Source organism: Verrucomicrobiota bacterium, assembly GCA_016871495.1.
Taxonomy (GTDB): domain Bacteria; phylum Verrucomicrobiota; class Verrucomicrobiia; order Limisphaerales; family VHDF01; genus VHDF01.
This window is the reverse complement of record VHDF01000018.1, coordinates 19,106-39,433: the sequence shown is the minus strand read 5'-3', so window position 1 is coordinate 39,433 and position 20,328 is coordinate 19,106. Positions and strand designations below refer to the sequence as shown.

15 protein-coding genes and 2 pseudogenes are annotated in these 20,328 nt (G+C 60.4%); 6 read left to right on the top strand and 11 right to left on the bottom strand.

What is annotated here, in order from left to right:
- Positions 1–242: 242 nt before the first annotated feature.
- The 5 genes and pseudogenes from FJ404_06120 to FJ404_06100 form a co-directional block, all read right to left on the bottom strand.
- Positions 243–1,085 (bottom strand): annotated as a pseudogene (locus FJ404_06120) (methyltransferase domain-containing protein).
- Positions 1,086–1,505: 420 nt separating this feature from the next.
- The gene (locus FJ404_06115; GenBank protein ID MBM3822446.1) at positions 1,506–1,901 is read right to left on the bottom strand and encodes a hypothetical protein; all 396 of its coding nucleotides are present in this window, start codon (positions 1,899–1,901) and stop codon (positions 1,506–1,508) included.
- 317 nt (positions 1,902–2,218) lie between these two features.
- A complete protein-coding gene (locus FJ404_06110) occupies positions 2,219–3,094 on the bottom strand; it encodes a DMT family transporter (GenBank protein ID MBM3822445.1) in 876 nt (291 codons plus the stop codon).
- A gap of 11 nt (positions 3,095–3,105) precedes the next feature.
- A complete protein-coding gene (locus FJ404_06105) occupies positions 3,106–4,314 on the bottom strand; it encodes a Gfo/Idh/MocA family oxidoreductase (protein ID MBM3822444.1) in 1,209 nt (402 codons plus the stop codon).
- On the bottom strand, positions 4,206–5,834 hold the full coding sequence (locus tag FJ404_06100) for a DUF1080 domain-containing protein (protein ID MBM3822443.1): 1,629 nt from the start codon (positions 5,832–5,834) through the stop codon (positions 4,206–4,208). Before FJ404_06100 ends, FJ404_06105 begins: the two co-directional genes overlap by 109 nt.
- Positions 5,835–6,028: 194 nt before the next feature.
- Between FJ404_06100 and FJ404_06095 the strand changes: the two genes are divergently transcribed.
- From FJ404_06095 to FJ404_06080, 4 genes and pseudogenes are all read left to right on the top strand, one after another.
- Positions 6,029–6,694 (top strand): hypothetical protein, encoded by a 666-nt coding sequence (locus FJ404_06095; GenBank protein ID MBM3822442.1) that lies wholly within the window; start codon positions 6,029–6,031, stop codon positions 6,692–6,694.
- The gene (locus FJ404_06090; GenBank protein MBM3822441.1) at positions 6,624–6,935 is read left to right on the top strand and encodes a hypothetical protein; all 312 of its coding nucleotides are present in this window, start codon (positions 6,624–6,626) and stop codon (positions 6,933–6,935) included. Before FJ404_06095 ends, FJ404_06090 begins: the two co-directional genes overlap by 71 nt.
- Before the next feature lie 8 nt (positions 6,936–6,943).
- Positions 6,944–9,830: pseudogene (gene uvrA, locus FJ404_06085) on the top strand (excinuclease ABC subunit UvrA).
- Between the two features lie 129 nt (positions 9,831–9,959).
- A complete protein-coding gene (locus FJ404_06080; protein ID MBM3822440.1) occupies positions 9,960–10,787 on the top strand; it encodes a class I SAM-dependent methyltransferase in 828 nt (275 codons plus the stop codon).
- A 330-nt stretch (positions 10,788–11,117) separates the two neighbouring features.
- Here the strand turns inward: FJ404_06080 and FJ404_06075 are convergent, their stop codons facing one another.
- Positions 11,118–11,561: a DUF5069 domain-containing protein gene (locus tag FJ404_06075; protein ID MBM3822439.1), complete on the bottom strand. Its 444-nt coding sequence runs from the start codon at positions 11,559–11,561 to the stop codon at positions 11,118–11,120.
- A 455-nt stretch (positions 11,562–12,016) separates the two neighbouring features.
- On the opposite strand from FJ404_06075, the gene FJ404_06070 reads away from it, so the two are divergent.
- A complete protein-coding gene (locus FJ404_06070; GenBank protein MBM3822438.1) occupies positions 12,017–12,775 on the top strand; it encodes a hypothetical protein in 759 nt (252 codons plus the stop codon).
- A gap of 90 nt (positions 12,776–12,865) precedes the next feature.
- On the opposite strand, the gene FJ404_06065 is transcribed toward FJ404_06070, so the two are convergent.
- A complete protein-coding gene (locus FJ404_06065) occupies positions 12,866–13,897 on the bottom strand; it encodes a sugar phosphate isomerase/epimerase (protein ID MBM3822437.1) in 1,032 nt (343 codons plus the stop codon).
- Between FJ404_06065 and FJ404_06060 the strand changes: the two genes are divergently transcribed.
- The gene (locus FJ404_06060; protein MBM3822436.1) at positions 13,790–15,196 is read left to right on the top strand and encodes a hypothetical protein; all 1,407 of its coding nucleotides are present in this window, start codon (positions 13,790–13,792) and stop codon (positions 15,194–15,196) included. The genes FJ404_06065 and FJ404_06060 overlap by 108 nt on opposite strands.
- Positions 15,197–15,239: 43 nt before the next feature.
- Here the strand turns inward: FJ404_06060 and FJ404_06055 are convergent, their stop codons facing one another.
- The 4 genes from FJ404_06055 to FJ404_06040 are packed head-to-tail and all read right to left on the bottom strand — an operon-like array spanning position 15,240 to position 20,283.
- Positions 15,240–16,058: an NAD(P)-dependent oxidoreductase gene (locus tag FJ404_06055; protein MBM3822435.1), complete on the bottom strand. Its 819-nt coding sequence runs from the start codon at positions 16,056–16,058 to the stop codon at positions 15,240–15,242.
- A gap of 21 nt (positions 16,059–16,079) precedes the next feature.
- A complete protein-coding gene (locus FJ404_06050) occupies positions 16,080–18,650 on the bottom strand; it encodes a c-type cytochrome (GenBank protein MBM3822434.1) in 2,571 nt (856 codons plus the stop codon).
- Positions 18,651–18,701: 51 nt separating this feature from the next.
- A complete protein-coding gene (locus FJ404_06045) occupies positions 18,702–19,325 on the bottom strand; it encodes a LysE family translocator (GenBank protein ID MBM3822433.1) in 624 nt (207 codons plus the stop codon).
- Positions 19,326–19,350: 25 nt separating this feature from the next.
- Positions 19,351–20,283, bottom strand: a complete 933-nt coding sequence (locus tag FJ404_06040; GenBank protein ID MBM3822432.1) for an aldo/keto reductase — start codon at positions 20,281–20,283, stop codon at positions 19,351–19,353.
- Between the last annotated feature and the right edge of the window lie 45 nt (positions 20,284–20,328).

Here is a 20,328-nt window from a genome sequence, read left to right as displayed (position 1 = left end):
TCGCTGAATTATGGCGGCAAAGGCATTGCTCAAGTTCCGATGGATCACCCTGCGGATCCACTTCAATTTTCGGCAGGCCTTTCACGATCAAGCTTTTGCGCACCTCGATCCCGCCGAATTGCGGTTTTCAGGGTAAATGTGTGCGATATGCGGTAGGATCCTGAGCCATGTGTTGCCGAAGACAGCGAAGAGGGAGACGGCGCGCAGGAGTCAGGAAGCCTCAACTTGCTTCGGGCTGGCTCTCAATCTTTGGGGTTCCGCAGCAGGGACTGCTTCGTGTAATGCACAGGGATGGACACCACCGGATCGTAGAGCGTCGCCTCGGCCCGGCGACGGCCCACCACGCGAACGTAACCGAGATTCCGGCCCGCATCGGCTTCCACCGCCCGGAATTATGTCGCATTCTCGGGGGCGGCCAAACGAAGCCAGTCCAGCCAAAATCGCCAGCCATCGGCCAGAGCGTCGGCAGTCTCGATGTCCAGGATTCCGGTGCGCCCCCAGTGCCGCGCCCACCAGTCTGCCGAGTGGAAACTCCACGGCTGGTCCTGCGCCCACCATTCACGAAGGTGCGCCGGTACCTCCCCATCCAACTCGCGCGCCAGACCCACCTGAGCGATGCCGATCCGACCGCCTGGCTTGACGAAGCGGGCGAGGCAATTGAGGTAGGTGTCGTCCGTGCCGTAGTAGAGGAAGGAATCGATCGACACAATCGCATCGAAGAAATCCATGGCGAACGGCAGTGCTCTGGCCTCGGCGTGGATGGGGAAGACCCCGTCTTCGACCCCGGCATCGCGGATGCGCAGGAAGTTTTCCGAGGGACTGAACCACAGGTCAGCGGCCCAAACTTGCACGCCGAATTCCCGACGCAAGAAGACCGAGGACATCGCCCGTCCGCAGCCCAGGTCGAGCACTCGCATGCCGGGCCGGAGGTCGAGAGCCTCGGCAAGCCACTCGGCAAGCCACAAGGCATTGGCGGCGCTTCCCGCTCCGGCCAGCACCCATTCAGGATGATAAGCGGTGGCTCGCGGAAATCGTTCGGAAAGAAGTCGATGGTCTCTGCTCATGCCGGATTGGTTCGACACCATTTCATTGCCGCATGCCTGGAGCTTACTGGAATCGAGGGGCATGAAAAGCACCAACACTTCATCTCACCCTTCATCTCCTTCCAATCTCCCATCGCACTTCAGCCCGCGACGAGGAGATTCCGGTCGATGACCAACCTCCGCTTCATTCCATGCCGCGGCGCGCGGATCTCTCGCGCTTCATGACGAAGCCCACTGCATCCGTGATGCCTGTTACCGCCAAGTCTGGCTCCTCCACGAACAATTGAAGTCCGATCCTTCCTCTCGGACCGAAACTCAGGTCCGCGAGTGCCTCCTCATCATGAAACTCCACAATTTATGGAAGCCCCAAAGCCATCCGCCCCTTTTAGACTGGATGCGGTTGCCGAGGTCGACGTAGCGGCACTCAATCCGCTGCCCGGCGACGGCTGAGCCTTCGGCCCCCTAACGCTTACCGCTCACGACCTGACCGAGCGAGTCATACGGGTGGATCCGGTACGAATCCTCGGCCTGGTTGTTCAAGGTTTGTTGATGGGCGGTGTTGTGGGTGCAAGTTGATCCGATGGCGGACGAGGCGATGGGCAAGGACTGGATGCGGCTCAATCGCAAGCCGGAGGCTTGCCAGCTTTTAGCCGGTGGTTGAGGAGCGTAGCGACGATACCACCGTTCCACCGGGTCGCCCAAGCATGTGCATCCCGGAGGGATGCCAGCGTCGCAGCCGTGTATCCCGATGTTGTTGGTAGGGCGGGCCTGTCCCAGCCCGCCGCCCACGGGATGCAAAACATCATGCTCCGGCGGCGCGCCGGGACGGACGCGCCCTACCTGCATCACGGGCAACATCGGGATGCACCGGCGTCGCAGGTGCCCATGCCCGTGGTCGAGCAGGCTTGTGTTTTGCGACCGATGCGTTGTTTTTTCTCGCCACCTCAGACCGTCGGATATTGAGACCCCCATCCTCCGCATCATGGATCGCCAACTGGGCTCCTCCTGATTCCACCCCGGGTCAGGATGTCTGGGATTACGAATTCGCCCTTGCTTATGTGTCATTTATGATGTCTTGACCCCATTGCCTGTTTGACCCCATTGCCGGTTTCGTTGCCTCTCCATCGCTCCACTGCGGAAGTGGCCGCGCCGGATTGCTTGTTGAAGCAGGGCGGTCAAGGCGGAGGTGAGGATTGGGGTTCCGGTTCGTGCGAGAGCGCGACGACGGCCAGAAGGGAAAGGGCAATGCCGAGCGATTCGCGGCCGCCGATCTTTTCTCCAAACATGAAGATGGCCACGGGGATCCCGATGACAGGATAAAGTGCGGTGAAGGGGGTGAGGATGGACGCCTTGCCTCCCCGGGCGAAGGCAATCAAGAGCGCCAGATTACCCAGCGCGAACGTGAGTCCCAGCAAGACAACCCAGGTCCAACTCGATCCCGCGACCGCGCGAGGCCACGGCTGGCTGGCTGCAAGCAGGATTGCGACCGGAACAAACGCGGCCAAAAACCAAAACGCTCCCGCCTCGCCCGAGAGCCCTCCGGTCGTCAACTTCTGCATGAGACCCGCCAAGCCCCAAAACACTATGGGAGCCAGCGCGAAGAGCAACCCGCCCTGGAGGGTTGACCCATCTTGAGGCACGTTGAACAAGTAGATCGAGACGAGGGAGCAGCCGATGCCGAGGAACTGAATCCGATTGAAACGTTCCTTGAGAAAGACCAAAGCGAGCAGAATGGTGACCAGTGGATACATGGCCGTCAGGGGCATCACGGTCGCAGCTTTGCCTCCCCGGCTGAGGGCGTCGTAGTAGGCCATGTTGCCCAGGCAGGCCATGAGCCCGGCGCCAAAGGCCCATCCGGCGTGTTTCTTGGACGCGGCCCGTTCGGCGGGCTTTGCCCGTCGAAGCAGAATCAAGAGGACGGGAAGCATTCCGAGCGTGGAATAGGCCTGACTCTGCGCAGGGGAGAACGCTTCGCCCACGGCCTTGCCCATGACAGCCCACCCGCCCCAGCACAGCACCGCGACCATCGCCCAGAGAAACCAGGGTTGCATAGGTTCGTCCTTCAGTGCTTCCCGCGCGTCCGGTCATGGACCCGATGCGCTTCAGGCGGTGGGACCTCGTCCTCGGCTCGAGGTGGAATGAATCGGCTGGTGATCTCAGTGCGGCGTCCTTCTCTCGCCGATTCGCGCGCCCGGATCATCAGCTCGAGCACATGGAGCGCATGCCGGGAAGAATAGACGAGCTCTCCGCCGTTCTGAATGGTGTCAATCCAATGTGCCAAGCCTGCCGTCCAAGGCCAGTCCGGTTCGGTCTCCTTGAACACCTGCCAACAGCCGGCCCGATTGGCCCACAGTTCGTATCCGTCCGGATCCCAATCGTCTCCCAGCATTTGGAGGGTTCCCTCGGTTCCGTAGATCTCGATCGCGGGTGAACGGTATTGTTGCATGGTGAACCCGGTCATGATGTTGCCCAGGCCGCCGCGCTCAAATTCCACGATGACCTGGGCGTGGTCCTCAACCGTGACGGCCACAGGCTTGCCTTCCACCAGTCGTTGCGGAATCGCGATGCCGGTCATCGCCGTCACGGACCGCACAGGTCCGAGCAGGCCCGTCAACGTGGTGAGTCCGTAGACTCCGAGGTCAAACAGGCATCCGCCGCCCTCCACGTAGAACCACGGATTCCACCAAGGTCCCGACCATCCGTAACGCGAGCGGGCCAAGGTTGGCGTTCCAATGTCTCCCCGGGCAATGCGGGAGGAGAGTGATCGGAAGGTCGGACTGAGGACAGTGAAAGGGGCGCACGCGAACTGGAGCCGTTTGGACTCGGCCAGCGCCACAAGTGAAGTGGCCTCGTCGAGGCCTGTGGCCATGGGTTTTTCGACCAGGACATGCTTGCCTGATTCCAGGGCGGCGCGCGCGAGTCGTCCGTGACTGGGCATGGAGGTCAAGATGACCACCGCGTGGATGTCGTTGGCATCCAGTAAATCCTCCTCGCGCAGAGAGAAGCGGCAGGGTCCGATGGCGTGCAGGGTTTCCTCGCGCTGAGATTCTCGCCCGCAGGCGGCCACGATTTCCACGCGGCCGGCGGCAGACAGCGACTGCAGAGGAACGCGGTAAGCGGAGAGGACGTTGCCGCAACCGATGACGCCGACGCGGACGCGTTTCACGGGAGTTCCTTGATGCGCAAATTGCGGAAGCGAACGGTTTTCCCGTCGTCGTAATTCTGCAGACCGATGTAGCCACTTGCGCACCGGCGTTCCGGATCGGTCCAACTGGTCACCGCCACGCCGTTGATGCGGACCAGGTAGTTGTGGCCGGTGCAGACGAGTTCGAAATCGTTCCATTGACCGGGGTGAGTGCCCGCCCGGGTCGAGGCTTTGAACGGATATATCGATCCCGTGCGCCAAGTTGGGTTTTCCGGATTCGGATCGCCGATTTCCATTTCATGCCCATTTTTCACGGCGACCCAAGGGTCGTTGCCGGGGTTGGGGAAGCGGACGAAGATACCCGAATCGGCGAGTTCCTGTTCTTGTTTGAAGGAACCGCGGAGGACGAAGTTGGTATAAGCGCGGTTTGTGTACCACCACAGTCCCATCCCGCCGGAAGCGGTGGCGACTCCGTTCTCAAGGGTAAACTTTCCGGGTCCGCATTGAGCCCAGCCTTCGGACTCCCGCGCTGCAAAGAGGGGATTGAAGTCCTTTTCCTCGGGAGCGCTGGCCGGAACGTGGATGAGCAGTTCGGGGGGAATTTCATGGATTGGCCGCGCTTCGATCTTGCGGAAATAAAGTTCGGCACCCTCGGACTGCAATTGGATCTTGCCATGGTGGAAGGCGTGTTCGCGGCCATTCTCTCGGTAGCGCGGATTCATGACGACCAGGACCACTTGATCGTTGAGCAGGTGGATGCCGGTGTTGCCCCAGGCGACGACTTCACAAACGTTCCAGTCACTCGGTCGTTCGGGATCGAGCAGGGAGGTGATGCCTTCGCCGGTGGTGAATTGAGGAGCGCCGGGTTGCCAGAGAATGCATTGTTCACCGGGGCCTTCCCCGCGATAAGGAATGCGCGGATCTTTTTCCAAGACCACTCGCCGGCCTTCGATGTCGACCAAGGTGCCGGCCACGGCCCACCATTGTCCGACGCCTTTCTCCATGATGTTGCATTCGACGGAGCGCATCCAGGCGGCGCTGCCCGCCCCGTGAGGTCCGATGCACCAGTAGAGAATGCCACTGTCGCGATAGTGCTTGGGCTCGTGGCGGGGCGGCCACTTCTTGACGCCCCATCGGTACTCGACCCGGATGTGGACATTGCCGTAGTCGCGATGCGAGGTAATGGCCCCAAAGACCTGGCCGGAGACGCGAATGGCTGGCGCGCCATCTTTGGACACGATGGTAAAGACGCCGAGCGGGTCTTGGTTGAGTCCGATGGAAGGCTCCTTGGTGGTGGCGGGGTCGTGGTAACCGCCAGACTTGGGGCCAAGCCAGGTGTCCCAACCCTCCAGGTTTCGCCCGTTGAACAGCGATTCCCAGGGCGCGGAAGGTGGGGAGGATGGGGCGCCCAAGGCTCCGGACGTCAACCCGAGGGTCCATGCGAAGAGGCAGAACCGTGTCGATATGCCGGTAGTGACAGAAGGCCCTGCTCGTGTGGGCGTGCGGTCGAATCGTTCCGGCGAAACATCATGATCCGGTAACCCAAAGGTGCGGCTGAGAATTCGCTTGAAACGAGCCAGGAAGGGGATGGAGGACCGCAAGCCGTGGAGTACAAGCTGCCGTCCTGATTCCAGAGGAGGGTTCATTCGGGTGGACACCCTACTGGACCGCGCGGATCGATCAAGCTTGGAGCGGGAGGTGGATGGGTGACTTGGGATCGCCAATCCAAAATCTCCCCATCCAATCCCCTTGTTTTCCGCAATATGCGGAATCAGATTCCCCGGGACTCCCACTGAAATCCGAGACGGATGCCGCCAAACTCGCGCGTTTTGAAACCGCTTTGAACCGCTTCGTCGATCGGGTCGCGCAGGATCGCTATGCCCTCGCCGTGGTGTTGGTTGGAAGTTTATGCGCCGCCACGCTTTGGCGGCGGGAGGTCCTGTGGGTCTGGATCATTGAAGCGGACGGGGTGACGCGGCGATTGATCAGTGACGGAGAGGAAGAGCGCATTTTCAGGATTTTTGCCGAGGACGGGATTAACATCCACTCGGAGGTAATACCGCGGAGCCGGTTCAAGCGGATGGTTGAGGGTTCTTCGCGGACCGCTTTCTCCTGCAACTTTTTTGCCGAACGCAAGCTCGTCTACAGCAAGGATCCGTCGATTGCATCCTGGTTCGATCAGGCCCAGTCCATCGCGACCAAGGATCGGGAGCGTGAACTCGTCGCCTTTTCCACCTGGACGATTCATGCCCTCCGAATCGCCCGCAAGCGTCTTGAAATAAAGCGTGACTTGGGACTCGCGTCCCAGGAAGTCCTCTGCGCCGCGCACAGTGTCGCGCATACCGAGATCATCCGGCATGGGCAGGTCTGGGAGGACGACGTCATTGACCGGGCCATCGAGCTGGATCCGCCCCTGTTTCAGGTCATTTATCTCGATGTCTTGGCCAAGCGGAAAAAACTCGAAGGTGCTGGCGAAGGCGGTAGAGGCCATCCAACGTTACCTTGAGGAACATCACCGCGAACACCTTAAACCATTGCTGGACTTTTCGAGGAAGGAAGACCGGATTGTGCCGCTCTCGGAAATCAGCGACCACTTCGCGTCCTCCCAGTTGTATCCGTGGCATTTGGAATCGGCGTGTGAATGGCTGGAACAAGAGGGAATGGTTGAGAAGCTTTCGGCTCCTTTCAAGCTGACGAAGCGAAGCTCCGATTGTTTCGAGGAGCCCGCCTACGGTCTTCGGAGCTGAGTCTGCGCATGCGAGCGACGATCGAGGTCAAGGGGGCGAGGGAGAACAATCTCAAGAACGTCCAAGTGGAGATTCCGCGCGACCGGCTCACCGTGGTGACGGGGGTGAGCGGTTCCGGCAAGTCCTCACTGGCCTTCGACACGATCTACGCCGAAGGCCAGCGGCGATTGCTGGCTTCGATGTCCACCTTTGCCAAGCGATTTGTCGGGCAGCTCAAGAAGCCCGATGTGGATTTTGTTCATGGCCTCTCGCCGGTCGTTTCCATCGAGCAAAAAAACGGTGGGAGCCAATCCTCGCTCGACCGTCGGCACGATGACGGACATCTCGGACTACCTGAGGATGTTGTACGCGACGCTGGGCATTCCTCATTGTCCGCGGTGTGGGGAAGCCGTGGCCGTGCGATCCCTTCGCCAGATGACGGAACGGTTGTTGTCCCTTCCCCAGGGAGCTGAGGTCGAAGTGCGGGCACCGGTCTTCAAGATCTACGGGGAGGATTACGCGTATTTATTCGAGCAGATTCGTGTGAATGGTTATCGGCGGGCCCGGATTGATGGAAAGCCCTTTGACCTGGGCGAAACGATCGAGATTGACGAGGACGAAGACCATTCGATCGAGGCGGTCGTTGACACGTTCGTGGCGGGACCGGGCATCGAATCGCAGGTCCTTACTTCCTTGGAACACGGGCTCAAACTGGGAGATGGATTTCTCAGCTTTCACTTGCTCAAGCGCTCCAGCGCAGGGCGCGGGGTGGAAGCCTTCCACGAAGGATTCGGTTGTGCGAAGCATCGGTTGGTGGCGGGCGAGATGAACCCGGCCCAATTCACCTTCAACGATCCGGCCGACGCGTGTCCCACCTGCGCCGGTATTGGCACATCGATGCGGGCGCATCCGGCGCTGCTCGTGCCGGATCCGAAGAGGTCGCTGGAAGAGGGTGCCTTTGTGGATGCCGCGTTGAGCAACAGCCGGGACAGTTGGGGCGGACGCATCCTGCACAGTTTGTCGGCGCGCTATGGCTTTCGCCTCGACACGGCCTTCGAGAAACTAGCCCCGGAGCATGTGAACCTCCTGCTCTATGGAACCAAGGGGGAATCGTTTGAAGTCATCATTCCGCCGGGCGCGAAAATCGGCCATCAACACGCCGGCAAAAAGATGAAGTTTATGGGAGTGATTCCCCAGTTGGAGCATCATTACCGGCGCTATCGCAAGCAGGGGATTTCCAATCCTGGCATGGATGAGTATCTCAAGAAAGTCATGATCGAATACGATTGCCCGGAGTGCGGGGGAGCCCGGCTCAAGCGCGTCCGGCGCGTGGTGACGGTGAACGACCGGAGTCTCTACGAGATCGGGCAATGGCCCTTGGTCGAGTTGCATGCCTTTCTCCAAAAGCTCAAGTCGGCCGCGCCCCATCGCGCTGTCGCGGACTCGATTCTCAAGGAAGTCTGCGGGCGGCTGGGGTTGTTGATCGCCATTGGCCTGGATTACCTGAATTTGAATCGCGGTTCCTCGACGCTCTCGGGCGGCGAGTCGCAACGCATCCGGCTTTCGTCCCAGATCGGTTCCGGTTTGATGGGCATGCTCTACGTGCTCGACGAGCCGAGCATCGGCCTTCATCCGAAGGACAACGTCAAGATGATCGACACGCTCAAGCGGCTGCGGGACCTGGGGAATTCCGTGATCGTGGTCGAACATGACGCGGAAACCATCCTGGCCGCCGACCACGTGGTGGAAATTGGACCCGGCCCGGGCGTGCATGGCGGCGAGGTGGTGGCGGAAGGGGAGGTGCGTGAGATTCTCAAGCATCCGAAGTCGGTGACCGGTCAGTACCTGAGTGGCGAACGAGCCATCGCGGTTCCCGGCAAGCGCCGCCCGCAAACCGGCAAGGCGCTGCGGGTCAAAGGCGCCCGGCTGAACAATCTGAAGAACATCGAGGTGGAAATTCCCCTCGGGCAGCTGGTTTGTGTGACCGGTGCTTCAGGCTCGGGCAAGAGTTCGCTCATTCACGGCATCGTTCAAAAGAAACTCTACTCCCTGCTGCATGACAGCCGTGTGTTCGCCGGTGACCATGATGAATTGCTCGGCCATGAACACATCACCGATGTCATCGATATCGATCAATCGCCGATCGGACGCTCGTCCCGGTCGAATCCGGCGACCTACATTGGCGTCTACGACTCCATCCGGACCCTCTTCGCGGAGACGGGAGACGCGAAGAAGCGCGGATTCACGGCCTCGACGTTCAGTTTCAATGTGAAGGGCGGGCGGTGCGAGGAGTGTGCCGGTGAAGGATCGATCACGACGCCGTTGTCGTTCATGCCGGACGTGGAAGTGACGTGTCCGGCCTGCAAGGGCGCACGCTATCATCGCGACACTTTGGAAGTGAAGTACCGGGAGCACAGCATTGCGGACGTGCTCGACCTTTCGATCGAAGAGGCGGTGCGTCTTTTTGAGGATCATCCGGCGATTGCGCGGAAGATCAACATCCTGGCGGAGCTCGGGCTCGGGTATCTCAAGCTGGGGCATCCCTCGACGATTCTTTCCGGTGGAGAAGCGCAGCGGGTCAAGCTGGCGGCCGAATTGGGGAAGTTAAAGCGGGGCAATCACAACTTCTATATTTTCGACGAACCGACGACCGGCTTGCATTTCGCGGATATCGACAGGCTGCTTGCGAGTTTGAACCGGCTGGTCGATGTGGGGCACTCGGTGGTGGTGATCGAGCACAACCTGGATGTGATCAAGACGGCGGACCACATCATCGATTTGGGGCCTGAGGGTGGCCACCAAGGAGGCGAACTCCTGGCGGCCGGAACCCCGGAAGAAGTCGCCGCCAACAAACGGTCGCTCACGGGAAAATTCCTCGCGGGATGCTTGAGGAAGGCAAAGGTGCAAAAAATGTGATCTGCCAGCGCGCGTTTCTCGCACCGCCCTACCAGCCGTGCATGCTGCAGATTGTCCTGCGCCCGCGTGGATGATTCGTGAGATGAGGCAGGGGTGTTTGCTGTCTGCTTGTCCGCAGCTCGTGCGACGATGGCCCCGGTTGACATTGGAGACACTTGCGGGCTGGATGGCCGAGTCCGGCCGGACAGGAATCGACGTCGAATGGAAGAGCTCTTTTACGGCTACTTTGCCACGCGGATCTACTTGCCACTCTCGGGGCTGTCCCGGTGTTGGCGGAGATTTTCGAGACGCATGCGGGGAAAGTCCGATTCGTTTCTTCAGACGACGCATTTGCCCGAGGCGTCCTGGAAGGACTGCACGCGGACGCGTACCATTCGCATCTGGGAGCATGCGAAGCTGAATGGGAATGTGCGGAACAGCGAGCTCGCCATTTTGTCTGCACTGGCCTCGGATTGCCGGGACGGGACGCGGCTGTTTGAGATCGGAACTTTCGACGGTCGAACGACTCTGAACCTTGCGTTGAGTTCACCGGCTCACTGCACCGTTCATACGCTGGACTTGCCATCCAACCTTGAGCCCAAATTCGCATTAGCGAAGGGTGAGCGGCACATGGTGGACAAACCGAGGTCCGGCGCGCGCTACGAAAAGTACCGGGGGAGGCATCCGGCCGCCGTTGGGAAGATTCATCAACTTCTGGGCGACTCGGCGACCTTTGATTTTTCGTTCTACGCGGACACCTGTTCCCTCGTTTTTGTAGACGGTTCTCACCATTACGACTATGTGATTTCAGACACCCTCGCGGCCATGAAGATGGTCATGAGGGGCGGGGTGGTGATCTGGCACGATGATGGCGTTTGGGGAGATGTGACGCGAGCGCTGGATGAATTGGAGCGCCGGGAAGGCTGCGGGCTTCGCAATATCGGCGGCACGAGCCTGGCTTATTGGATCAAGCGTTGAGAGGAGAGCGGGGAGATGGGTTGCGGTGGAACGCAACCCTCCCGCCACCAAGGTGGGAGGGCGAGCCGATGAATCGAGGGAGGGCGAGGTTCCACCCGAGCCGATTCTTCGTTCGAAAGTTTGGGCGGCGGTGGAACGCCGCCCTCCCGCGATTCATTCGGTTGCTTTAAGAGGGTCGTCACGCCTCGGCCAACGCGAATGGTCCCCCCAAGGCCGAGGCATCGTTCCCATCGATGCATGGAAGCTGAGGGAGAGGGCGGAATCTCGAAAAAAAGCGCGGCGAGATATTCTCGCCGCGCTTTGAAACCGGGATCCTTTTGGAAAGGAGAATTACTTCAATTCCGCTTCCCAGAATTCCTTCCAGTCGTCCAGGTTGTTCAGGTTGATGGCGTCCGGGAGGATGGAGCCGTCATCGGCCAAGCCGTTGCTGGAGAGGATGCCCTTGCGGGTGTCGTCCGCGTGGATGTAGCCCGCGATGGCGACGTTGAGTTTGTGGATGGTGGCTTTGTCGAGTTTCGCGCCGGGTTGGCGCTTCACCCATGCTTCAAATTGAGGGTAAGTGGGCCGGTCGTTCTTGATGTGGGCTGCCACCGCGTCGGCGTTCAACCCGAGCGCGCTGATAACCATCATGTCGTAGCCCTTGCCAATTCCGGGGTAGCCATCCGCCAGTTTGCCGCGTGATTCGAGTGACACTTTCTGCCACAGGCGCGGAAGGTGCAGGACGCCCAAGGGGCCTGCCGTGCCGGAGCTGATCAATGGAACAATTTTGCTCATAGTTCTTGTTTAGGTTTCGGTTGGCTTAACGCGTCGGAGCCTAGAGAATGACCTCGCGGCGAGCAACGGATTTTTGATCAAAACTGGCCTTGGTGCGTCCACGGGCTTTCTTCGGGTTGATGGTGTTGGCAGTTGGCCTGGTCGAGGCGCTGCCTCCACCAGGGGTGGACCGAGGAGCGCAGGCAGTCGAGACCGCTGTGTCGCCGACCGCTCGTCGGCCCGGCGGGTGAAGAACGAGGCCCTTCCATGCTCTCCACGCGCCTGGTTCCCTTCGTCGCCCCGCAGGCTGGGCAGCCTGCGCAACAGCAGACAGGGCTGTCTGCGTTACCAAGACAACCCGGTCACCGACAACCTTTGGATGCACCGACCGCTGAAGGAGTTTTGTGCGAGGACTTGCCCCGCTGAGTCTTTCACGACAAAGTCGGGCCTATCCCGCGCGCTGCGAATTGGACCTGATGGTTGATTTCATGAATTGGCCCTTATCCCGCCTAGCCATTTGCCGATTTTCGGTGGTGCTGGCTTTGCTCATGCCTGCATTCCCAGGAGCCTCCGCCCAAACGAATGCCTTTCAGAGGGAGTGGACGAAGTTTCAAGAAGGCGACAAGTCCCATCCTCCACCGAGTGGGGCCATTCTAGCGATTGGAAGCTCGTCCTTGCGGCTATGGTCCACACTCCAGCGGGATCTTGCCCCTTTGCCGATGGTGAATCGAGCCTTTGGCGGGTCAAAAACGAGGGACACAGTGGAAGCCGTGCCGCATCTTGTCATCCCGTACCGGCCCCGGGTGATTCTTTATTACTGCGGGGACAACGATTTGAGCAAACCCGAGGTGGACCCAGCGGTCGCGGTGCATGGGTTCAAGGCCTTTGTTGCGGCTGTCCGCCAGGAATTGCCGCAAGTCCGGATCGTTTATTTGTCGATCAAACCCAGTCCGTCTCGAATTCTGTCCTGGCCGAACGCGCGCAAGGCCAACGCCGAGATTCGGGATTGGTCTGCCCGGCAATGGGGGATCACGTTTGTCGATGTGGGCTCACCCTTGTTGGGGGCGGACGGCGAGCCTGATCCGAAATTTTTTGGAAAGGACCGACTTCATTTATCGGCGTTGGGATACGAGGAATGGGCGAAAAAGGTCAAGCCGGTGCTCAGGCGAGTCTGGCGCGAGGCCAACGCACGTTCTATCGGCTTGGGGAAAGGAAGAAACGGGCCTTTCCGTTAGAGGCGTCTGCGGCATGGGAACGATGCACCTCTTAAACCGCTGCACGGTTCTGATCCATGACCGCACCATTCGAGTGCGAAATGGTCGGCGCTAAGCTCCCATGCCATCTTCGAAGGATCCACCGGCGGCAGGGAAGCAGAGGTGATCGCGGACGTAGGCGATGCCGTTGGCGCTGGTGGCATCCAGGTCTCGGTAGGCACTTTCGGCTTCGACGATGAGCGGGGCGGTTTCCGTGTTGTGAAGCTTGCAGTAGCGCTGGGGATACCCGACATGAATCAGCAGTTCGATGTAACGGGACATGTTCAGATCGCCTGAACCGATATCCACGAACTGCATGGCGCGCTTTTGCCAGTTGGGCTCCATTTTGCGAAGCGGGTGGCCGGGGCGGATGACGAAGTTTTTGACGTGGCAGGCTTGGACGCGGGAGCCGACTTTGCTGAAGCGCGTTTCCCACGATTCGCCTTCCCAGCAGTGCGACGGATCCGCATTGACGGCCAGCACCGGGTCTCCGTCGCAGGCTTCCACGATGAGATTAAAGTCGTCGGCGCACATGGCGGCCGTGCCGGGATGAATCTCGTGCGCGAGGCTGATGCCAAGGGATTTGGCGTGCTTGCGGATCTTGGCCGTCTTTTTGACGAAGCGTTCGGATCCTTCCTTGATGAGATCGAAATCGGAGCCCTGCCAAAAGCCCCAGGGATAGCCGCTGGCGAGTTCCCAACCGTAGGCAACTCCCCAGAACATGGGCACCACTTTCAGACCCAGCTCGGCAGCCAAATCGAGCAGCTTCAAAATGTAATTCTCGGCCCACTTTTCAATGTCGGCGGGAGATTTCTTCGCCACGTCGGCAGGAATAAAGGGCCGAATGCCGGCGGTGGAAGTCCACGCGCTGGTATGCACCCAAAAAGGGCAGTGCGCCGAAATGCCGTCCAGCTTCAGACCGGCCTGTTGGAAGATGTCGCGAATCTCCTTGGCCGATTTGAAAAGCTTGCCCCCTTGCAACATGTAATTTGATGGCTGGGCTCCGGCGGCGCCGGAGCGGCGGGCGAAATCAAGAAAATCGGGCAAAGGTTTTGCGCCGTGCTGGGCGCCCTCGACAGACGGGTGGAAACAGGGTTTCGGCATAGATTCGCGAAGAGCCTATCGAATCAAAGCGATCATTTCAATGCCGTTTTCGCGCCCGTGAAGGGACTCAAACCGTTCTGCCCGGCGGTCTTGCGCTGGGAATGGAGAGCCGGAAGAAAGTGCGTCAGAGGCAGCGGTTTCCATGCTGATCCAGTTCATGGACCATTGCGCTTGATCCATGCCCCGTTTCGACCTCTCCCTGCCGTCTCCGAAAAGTCCAAGACCTCCTCCTCGTCGAATCCATCGGCTGGGGGCGGAATCTGCTGGCCCGGGCCGGGGTGGATTGGGCAGGTTGCCGGGCGCGTGAATCACTCTTCGGGCACCCTGCGGGTGGCGATCGTCAGCGATGTGCATTACGCGGGCGAGGCCGAGCGGCTCCGCCGTCAACACGAGTCCCGGGCGATTTCCAATCCGCTCTTGCGAATCTTTTTGGCGGCCTGGCGCCGCTGGGTTTGGCTGGCCGATCCCTTTGCGCACAACGGATTGCTGGACGATTTCATCGCCGCCAATCGAGGCTGCGATCTGGCGGTGGCCAACGGGGATTATTCTTGCGACACCGCGTTCGTTGGCGTGGCGGATGATGCCGCGTTTGCGAGTGCGGGTGAATGTTTGCAACGCTTGCGGGTCGCGTTTGCCGGACGGCTTCATGTTACGATGGGGGATCACGAATTGGGCAAGAAGAGTTTCTTTGGCGGCGCGGGCGGCATGAGGCTGGCCAGTTGGCCGCGAGCGGTGCGAGAACTGGCGATTCCTCCCATTTGGTCGGTCCGATACGGGCGTTACTGGCTGGTTGGGGTCACGTCCTCATTATGGGCGCTGCCGGTGTATGCCCAGGATGCGTTGAGCGATGAATACGCGGCTTGGGAAGAACTTCGAGAGGAGCAAGGTCGGGCATTGGATCGTGTTCTGGCGGCGATGGGGGAAGGCGAGCGTTGGATTCTGTTTTGCCACGATCCGAGCGCGCTGCCTTTCCTGGCCGAGCGCGACTCGGTGTCGAATCGCTTGCGGCAGCTCGAATGCACCCTTTTCGGGCACTTGCACTCCGAGTTGATTTACTGGAAGAGCCGGCTCCTCGCTGGCATGCCGCAAATCGCATTCATGGGAAACAGCGTTCGCCGCATGTCGGGGGCGCTGCGCAGGTCAAGTGTTTGGCCGCGGTTCCGGGTGCGATTGTGTCCGTCCCTGGCGGGGCTGGAATGCGCCAAGGACGGAGGTTATCTTGCGATGGAGATTCATCCTGATGCTGACCATCCCGTGAGAATCCTGCGTCGCCGCCTTCCCCGACGCGCGGGGTGTTGATGGTCACGGGGCCGCGAAGGCGAGGGGGTGGAGGCGCGCAGCGTCAGGCCGGCTCCGGGGAGGATGGCGGAGGAAGGGGAGGGGCTGCGCAAGGTTCCGGCTCCGGCGCAGGTCCGGCTTCAGGCAGAGGAACCTTGAGCATATCGACGGCGTTGTCCTGCGGGTTATAGCCGAGAATTTCCTGGGCGTTGCGAATGTCCCAATAGCGCCCGGTGTTGTTTGAGACGGCGAAGAACAAGCCGTAGGAAATATCCTTCTTCAAACATTTGACCAGAAGGTGGGTGAGGTCTTTGGGGCTGACCCATTCTCGTTGGACATCATGCCCCGGAACTCGAAGGAGCGGGTCGTCGTAGGATCGGAAATAGCAAATGCGAAGCACGATGACGGACATTCCGTGGGTATCCGCGTAGTAACGGGCGAGGGCTTCACCGAATACTTTGGTGCAAGCGTAAACGGTGAAGGGGCGCGGGGGCATTTCCGGTGTGACCCAGTGTCCTTTGCCGTAATTGAGCACGGTTTGCGCGGTGCTGGCGAAGACGACTTTGCGGAGGCCCGCCTGGCGTGCGGCTTCGAAGGCGTTGTAAGCGCCCTCCAAATTCATGGGCAGAAGTTTGCTGTGGAAGTCGGCTTCATCGGAGACTGCCGCCAGATGAACGAGGGCGCGGACACCTTTGCAGGCTCGTTTGAGCGCGACGAAATTGCGCAAGTCGCATCGCACAATGTGGTCGTCCCGCTCGGGAGTCAGCGGGGCGAGATCCAGCAGACGGAGCGCGTAATACTGGCGCAGCAGCGGCACGATGACGCTGCCGATGCGGCCCGCGGCGCCGGTGAGCAGGATTCGTTCTCGAGTGTGGTGGCCCATGGAGTGGGGCGGTTGGATCAATCAGCGAAAGGCCCGGTGCTTGCGGTCGCCGCCCGAAATCAGGAAGGCCATCAGATCGAGGATTTCGTCCTCGCGAAGCACGCTCAGCAATCCCTCGGGCATCATCGAGACTTTGGAGGGTTCGATGGACGCAATGTCTTTTCGTTTGATGGAGGCCATTTGGTTGGGGTCGAACATGTTGGGGTTGACCATGACGACCTCCTCGCTGAGGTTCACGACGCGCCCGCTGACATCCGAGCCATCCTTCAATCTGACCACGATGGGCTGATACTGGTCGCTGATCTCTTTGCTCGGTTCGATGATCGATTCCAGCAGGTCCCGCGCGCTGAATCGATTGCCAACCCCGGTGAGGTCGGGTCCGACAGCCGCCCCTTCGGTGGCGAATCGATGGCAGGCGAAACACCCCACAGCTCCGAAAAGTTCACGTCCGCGCTCGAAGTTGCGGCCCTTGAGAGAGCGGGCGGCCAACGGAGCCAATTCGTTCACGCTCCATTCCTTGACGAAGCTGCGTCCCGCCAAAATGTTTTGCAACGGGTCGATGCGCTCGGGCTTGGTGTCGAGGATGGTCTGGAGCCCTTGTTTTTCCGCGGGAGACAGCGTGGCGACGGCGTCATTCTTGATGTCGCGCATGAATCCGGAAAGACTGGCCCCGCCGCGGAAGCTGGCGGCCTTGTGGAACCAGCGGAAGTAGGACTCGCGCAAAGAGGGCGTCCAGCCGGTGCGGAGAACGCGCAGGGACCGGGCGTATTCGAGCTGTTGCTCTTGCGAGGGCGCCCGGGTCAGCGCGGCCATGATTTTCGAAGCCGCCTGCGGAGCTTCCAGGTACACCAGCAACGCGGCGAGTTCGGCATTGATCTCCTGAGATTCCGTGGGGAACAAAGGTTCGAATTTCGATGCCAGGGCTTCGACCTCCCTGGGCTCGGGCCGATCCATGCGCGTGAAGACCACGGAATAGGCTCGCAGCAGGTCCAATCGTTCCTGGTTGGAGAGTGGCTTCCAGGCGATGCGCCCGAGCGCGGCAATCATTTGCGAGCGGAGGTGGGCGGAGGGGGCGGGGCTGCCGGGTGGACGATGAAAGGCGTCGCGGGAAGAAACTCGGGCGAGGGCGAGAATGGCGCGCATGGAGCTGGCGGGCTTGCGTTCGGCCAGGGCGAGTTCGCGCCAGGCGTCGACGGGCTGATGCTCCAATGCGATTCGGGCCGCGTAGGCGAGATGACGATCCTTGCTCTCGAGGAACGGCCATGCTTCGCGCACCGCCGCGGGGTCCTGTCGTCCGTGGAACGTTTCGAGGCGCGCGCGCTGGGCGCGTTCCTTCCGTCCGGCGGAAGTGGATTTGCTGGGGGCCGTTGAATCGCGGCCTGTGTAGGTGACGCGGTAGAGACCCGATTGAGTTTTGCGGCCTCCGATGGCGAAGTAGAGCGCGCCGTCCTGGGGATTGACCACCAGGTCGGTGAGCGGGAGGGGCGATCCGGAGATGAATTCTTCGGCGGTTCCGACGTAGCCGGATCCTTGAGGTCGCAGATGAACAGCGTAGAGCTTTCCGTAGCTCCAATCGCACACGAAAAAGGCCTCCTGGTAACGAGCCGGGAATCGGGCGCCATAGCCGAAGGTCACTCCGGTGGGGCTGCCGGGACCGATGTTGACGACGGAGCCGAGGCTGTCGAGGTAGTAGTCGGGCCACTTGCCGCCTCCGGATCGCCAGCCGAATTCCGAGCCGCTGGTGACATGATTGATCCGCGTCGGCCGGTACCAGGGCGTGTTCATATCCCATTCCATGTCGGCGTCGAAGGTGAACAGTTCGCCATCACGGTTGTAGGCTGCGTCGTATTGATTGCGGAAACCGATGGAAAGAAGCTCCCATGATCGTCCTTCCGGATCGGTCTTTGCGATCCACCCGCCTGGGCCGAGCACTCCCTTCATGAAACCGTTGCCATCCCAGAGACGCGGCAGGAGGTGGTCCTCGCTCCAATGGCGGGGGACGCGGGATTGATCGATAGGGGTCAATTTTGTTTGGTTGCCGACGATGATGGTGAGGCCCTTGCCGTCGGGGGATTTGAGAATCGCGTGGGGGCCGTGCTCGCCTCCACCCTCCATTTTGCGCAGCAGTTTGACCTCATCGAAACGGTCGTCCCCGTTGGTATCGCGAACGCGGTAGAGTCCGCGGCCTTGAAAGGATTCGTTGGCGACCATGACATAGAGGCTGTCGAACGCGTAGAGCAGTCCTTGGGCCTGGCCCAGGGCGATGTCGAGAGGTTCGACTTTGGCCGGGGCGGTTGAACGGAGCGGAGGGGGAGTGACGCGGTAAAGTTTGCCGTATTGATCGGAAACGATGAGTCGGTACTGGGGATCAAGGCAAAGGGCGACCCAGGATCCTTGCTCGCCTTTGGGAACGTTATGAATGAGTTCGATTTGAAAATCCTTGAGTGTCCTGAGCTGGTCTGGAGGCGTGGCTTGAGCCGAAAAATCGGCAGCCGCGCGCATTTTTTGAACGCCCGAAGACCCGTGAATCGCTAGAACAAGCGCGACGAGCAGGTTGCCAAGAGACCTCGTCCAGGGGGTGAAGGAATGCATGGGCCAAGCATGGCAAGGCCGAGCGGCGGGTTCAAGTTTTGTGGTGCGGAATTAGTCAGCACGACGCCACCAGGCCAGGCGGGCCGCGAAAGCGAGCATGCACGCGCCCAGCAAGCGGTCGAACCATGCGTGTACCTTCGGACGGCGAAACATGCGTCCGCTCCTGATGGCGATCCAGGCGTAGTTCAGCAGCACCATGGCATCGATGATCACGGTGGCCATGAACAATGCGAGCAACTGGGGAGGCAAGGGCCTATCCTTGTCGATGAATTGAGGCAACAAGGCGGACATGAACAGCAACGCTTTCGGATTGGTTGCCTGGATCGCCCAGGCTTCCAGGATCGAACTCGTCGAGACTTTGGGTGGAGTTTTAGAGTCCGTTGTTTCGTTCGACCGGAAGGAACGCGCGATCATGCGCAAACCCAAGCAGGCGAGGTAGCCCGCGCCTGCCCAGCGCAACGCATCGTAAACATGCGCGGCACTTTCAAGAATCGCCGAGAGACCCAGGGCGATGCAGACGAAGAAGAAGACGTGGCCAAGCGTAATCCCAAGGATGGCGGAGACGGCACCGCGAAGACCGGCACGGAGGGCATGACCGACAACGCACAGCACTGCAGGTCCCGGAGTCACCGCCAGCAGCAGCCACCAACCGCAATAGAGGAGGAGCAATTCCATTGGAATTCCGTGGCGGTCGACCCCTCTAGTTGTTCTCGGGCAAGCCCTCCAGGTGGCCGATGTTTTTCACGGGCCGGAAGATTTCGAGAACTTCACGCAGAAGATCCTGGTCGAGGGGCTCTTCGATCCAGCGGGCCCATCGGCGGATGTTCTCGGGATTGGCGCTGCCGGCGATGGTCGTGGCGATGTCGGGGTTCTCCACCGAGAATTGAAGCGCGAGCCGGGCGATGTCCACGCCCCGGCTTTGGCACAGTGCGGCGGCTTGCCGGGCGGCGTCTTTGACCGGCGCGGGCTCTTTGAGCCAAGCGGGCAGGGGGGCTTGAGTCAACAGTCGGGCGCTGAAGGGTCCCGCGTTCATCACTCCGACACCCTTCGCTTTCAGATAGGGCACGGTCTCCTCGGCGAATCGCGTGTTTTGCAGCGTGTATTGATTGTAACTCAACACGCAGTCCACCGATGTTTGATCGCAAATGAAGCGGAAGATTTTTTGAGGATAGCCGCTGAAGCCCACGAACCTGACCTTGCCCTGTTGTTGAGCCCTGCGCAGCGCCGGCAGGGTTTCGTCCACAATCTGCTGCATGGGGACAAATTCGATGTCGTGGCAGAGCACGATGTCCAGGTGGGCGGCTCCCAGCCGATGCAAGCTGACGTCGATGCTTTCCGCGACGCGGCGGGCGCTAAAATCGAAATGAGCCAGATCGTAGCGGCCCAATTTGGTGCAGAGCAGGTAGCTCTCTCGCGGGACTTCCCTCAAGGCCAACCCGAGGAGGACTTCGCTCATCCCGCGGCCGTAGAAAGGAGAGGTGTCGATGAAGTTGAGACCGTGTTCGAGCGCCGTGCGGACGCTTCGCATGGCTTCGTCCAGGCTGATGGAGCGGAATTCCTGGCCAAGGGAGGACGCGCCGAAACCGAGGATGGGCACTTGAAGTCCGGTGTTTCCAAGGGGTCTTGTTTTCATGAATCGAGGTTCAGGGAGGGAGCGAGAGGCCTTGATATACGGGCG

Excerpts from the sequence above, each read along its gene's own strand:
- FJ404_06055 (MBM3822435.1), bottom strand. The coding sequence starts at position 16,058 with ATGGGCCACCACACTCGAGAACGAATCCTGCTCACCGGCGCCGCGGGC.
- FJ404_06080 (MBM3822440.1), top strand. The coding sequence starts at position 9,960 with ATGGCCCCGGTTGACATTGGAGACACTTGCGGGCTGGATGGCCGAGTC.
- FJ404_06065 (MBM3822437.1), bottom strand. The coding sequence starts at position 13,897 with ATGCCGAAACCCTGTTTCCACCCGTCTGTCGAGGGCGCCCAGCACGGC.
- FJ404_06090 (MBM3822441.1), top strand. The coding sequence starts at position 6,624 with ATGTCTTGGCCAAGCGGAAAAAACTCGAAGGTGCTGGCGAAGGCGGTA.
- FJ404_06110 (MBM3822445.1), bottom strand. The coding sequence starts at position 3,094 with ATGCAACCCTGGTTTCTCTGGGCGATGGTCGCGGTGCTGTGCTGGGGC.
- FJ404_06070 (MBM3822438.1), top strand. The coding sequence starts at position 12,017 with ATGGTTGATTTCATGAATTGGCCCTTATCCCGCCTAGCCATTTGCCGA.
- FJ404_06045 (MBM3822433.1), bottom strand. The coding sequence starts at position 19,325 with ATGGAATTGCTCCTCCTCTATTGCGGTTGGTGGCTGCTGCTGGCGGTG.
- FJ404_06075 (MBM3822439.1), bottom strand. The coding sequence starts at position 11,561 with ATGAGCAAAATTGTTCCATTGATCAGCTCCGGCACGGCAGGCCCCTTG.
- FJ404_06050 (MBM3822434.1), bottom strand. The coding sequence starts at position 18,650 with ATGCATTCCTTCACCCCCTGGACGAGGTCTCTTGGCAACCTGCTCGTC.
- FJ404_06115 (MBM3822446.1), bottom strand. The coding sequence starts at position 1,901 with ATGTTGCCCGTGATGCAGGTAGGGCGCGTCCGTCCCGGCGCGCCGCCG.
- FJ404_06040 (MBM3822432.1), bottom strand. The coding sequence starts at position 20,283 with ATGAAAACAAGACCCCTTGGAAACACCGGACTTCAAGTGCCCATCCTC.
- FJ404_06100 (MBM3822443.1), bottom strand. The coding sequence starts at position 5,834 with ATGAACCCTCCTCTGGAATCAGGACGGCAGCTTGTACTCCACGGCTTG.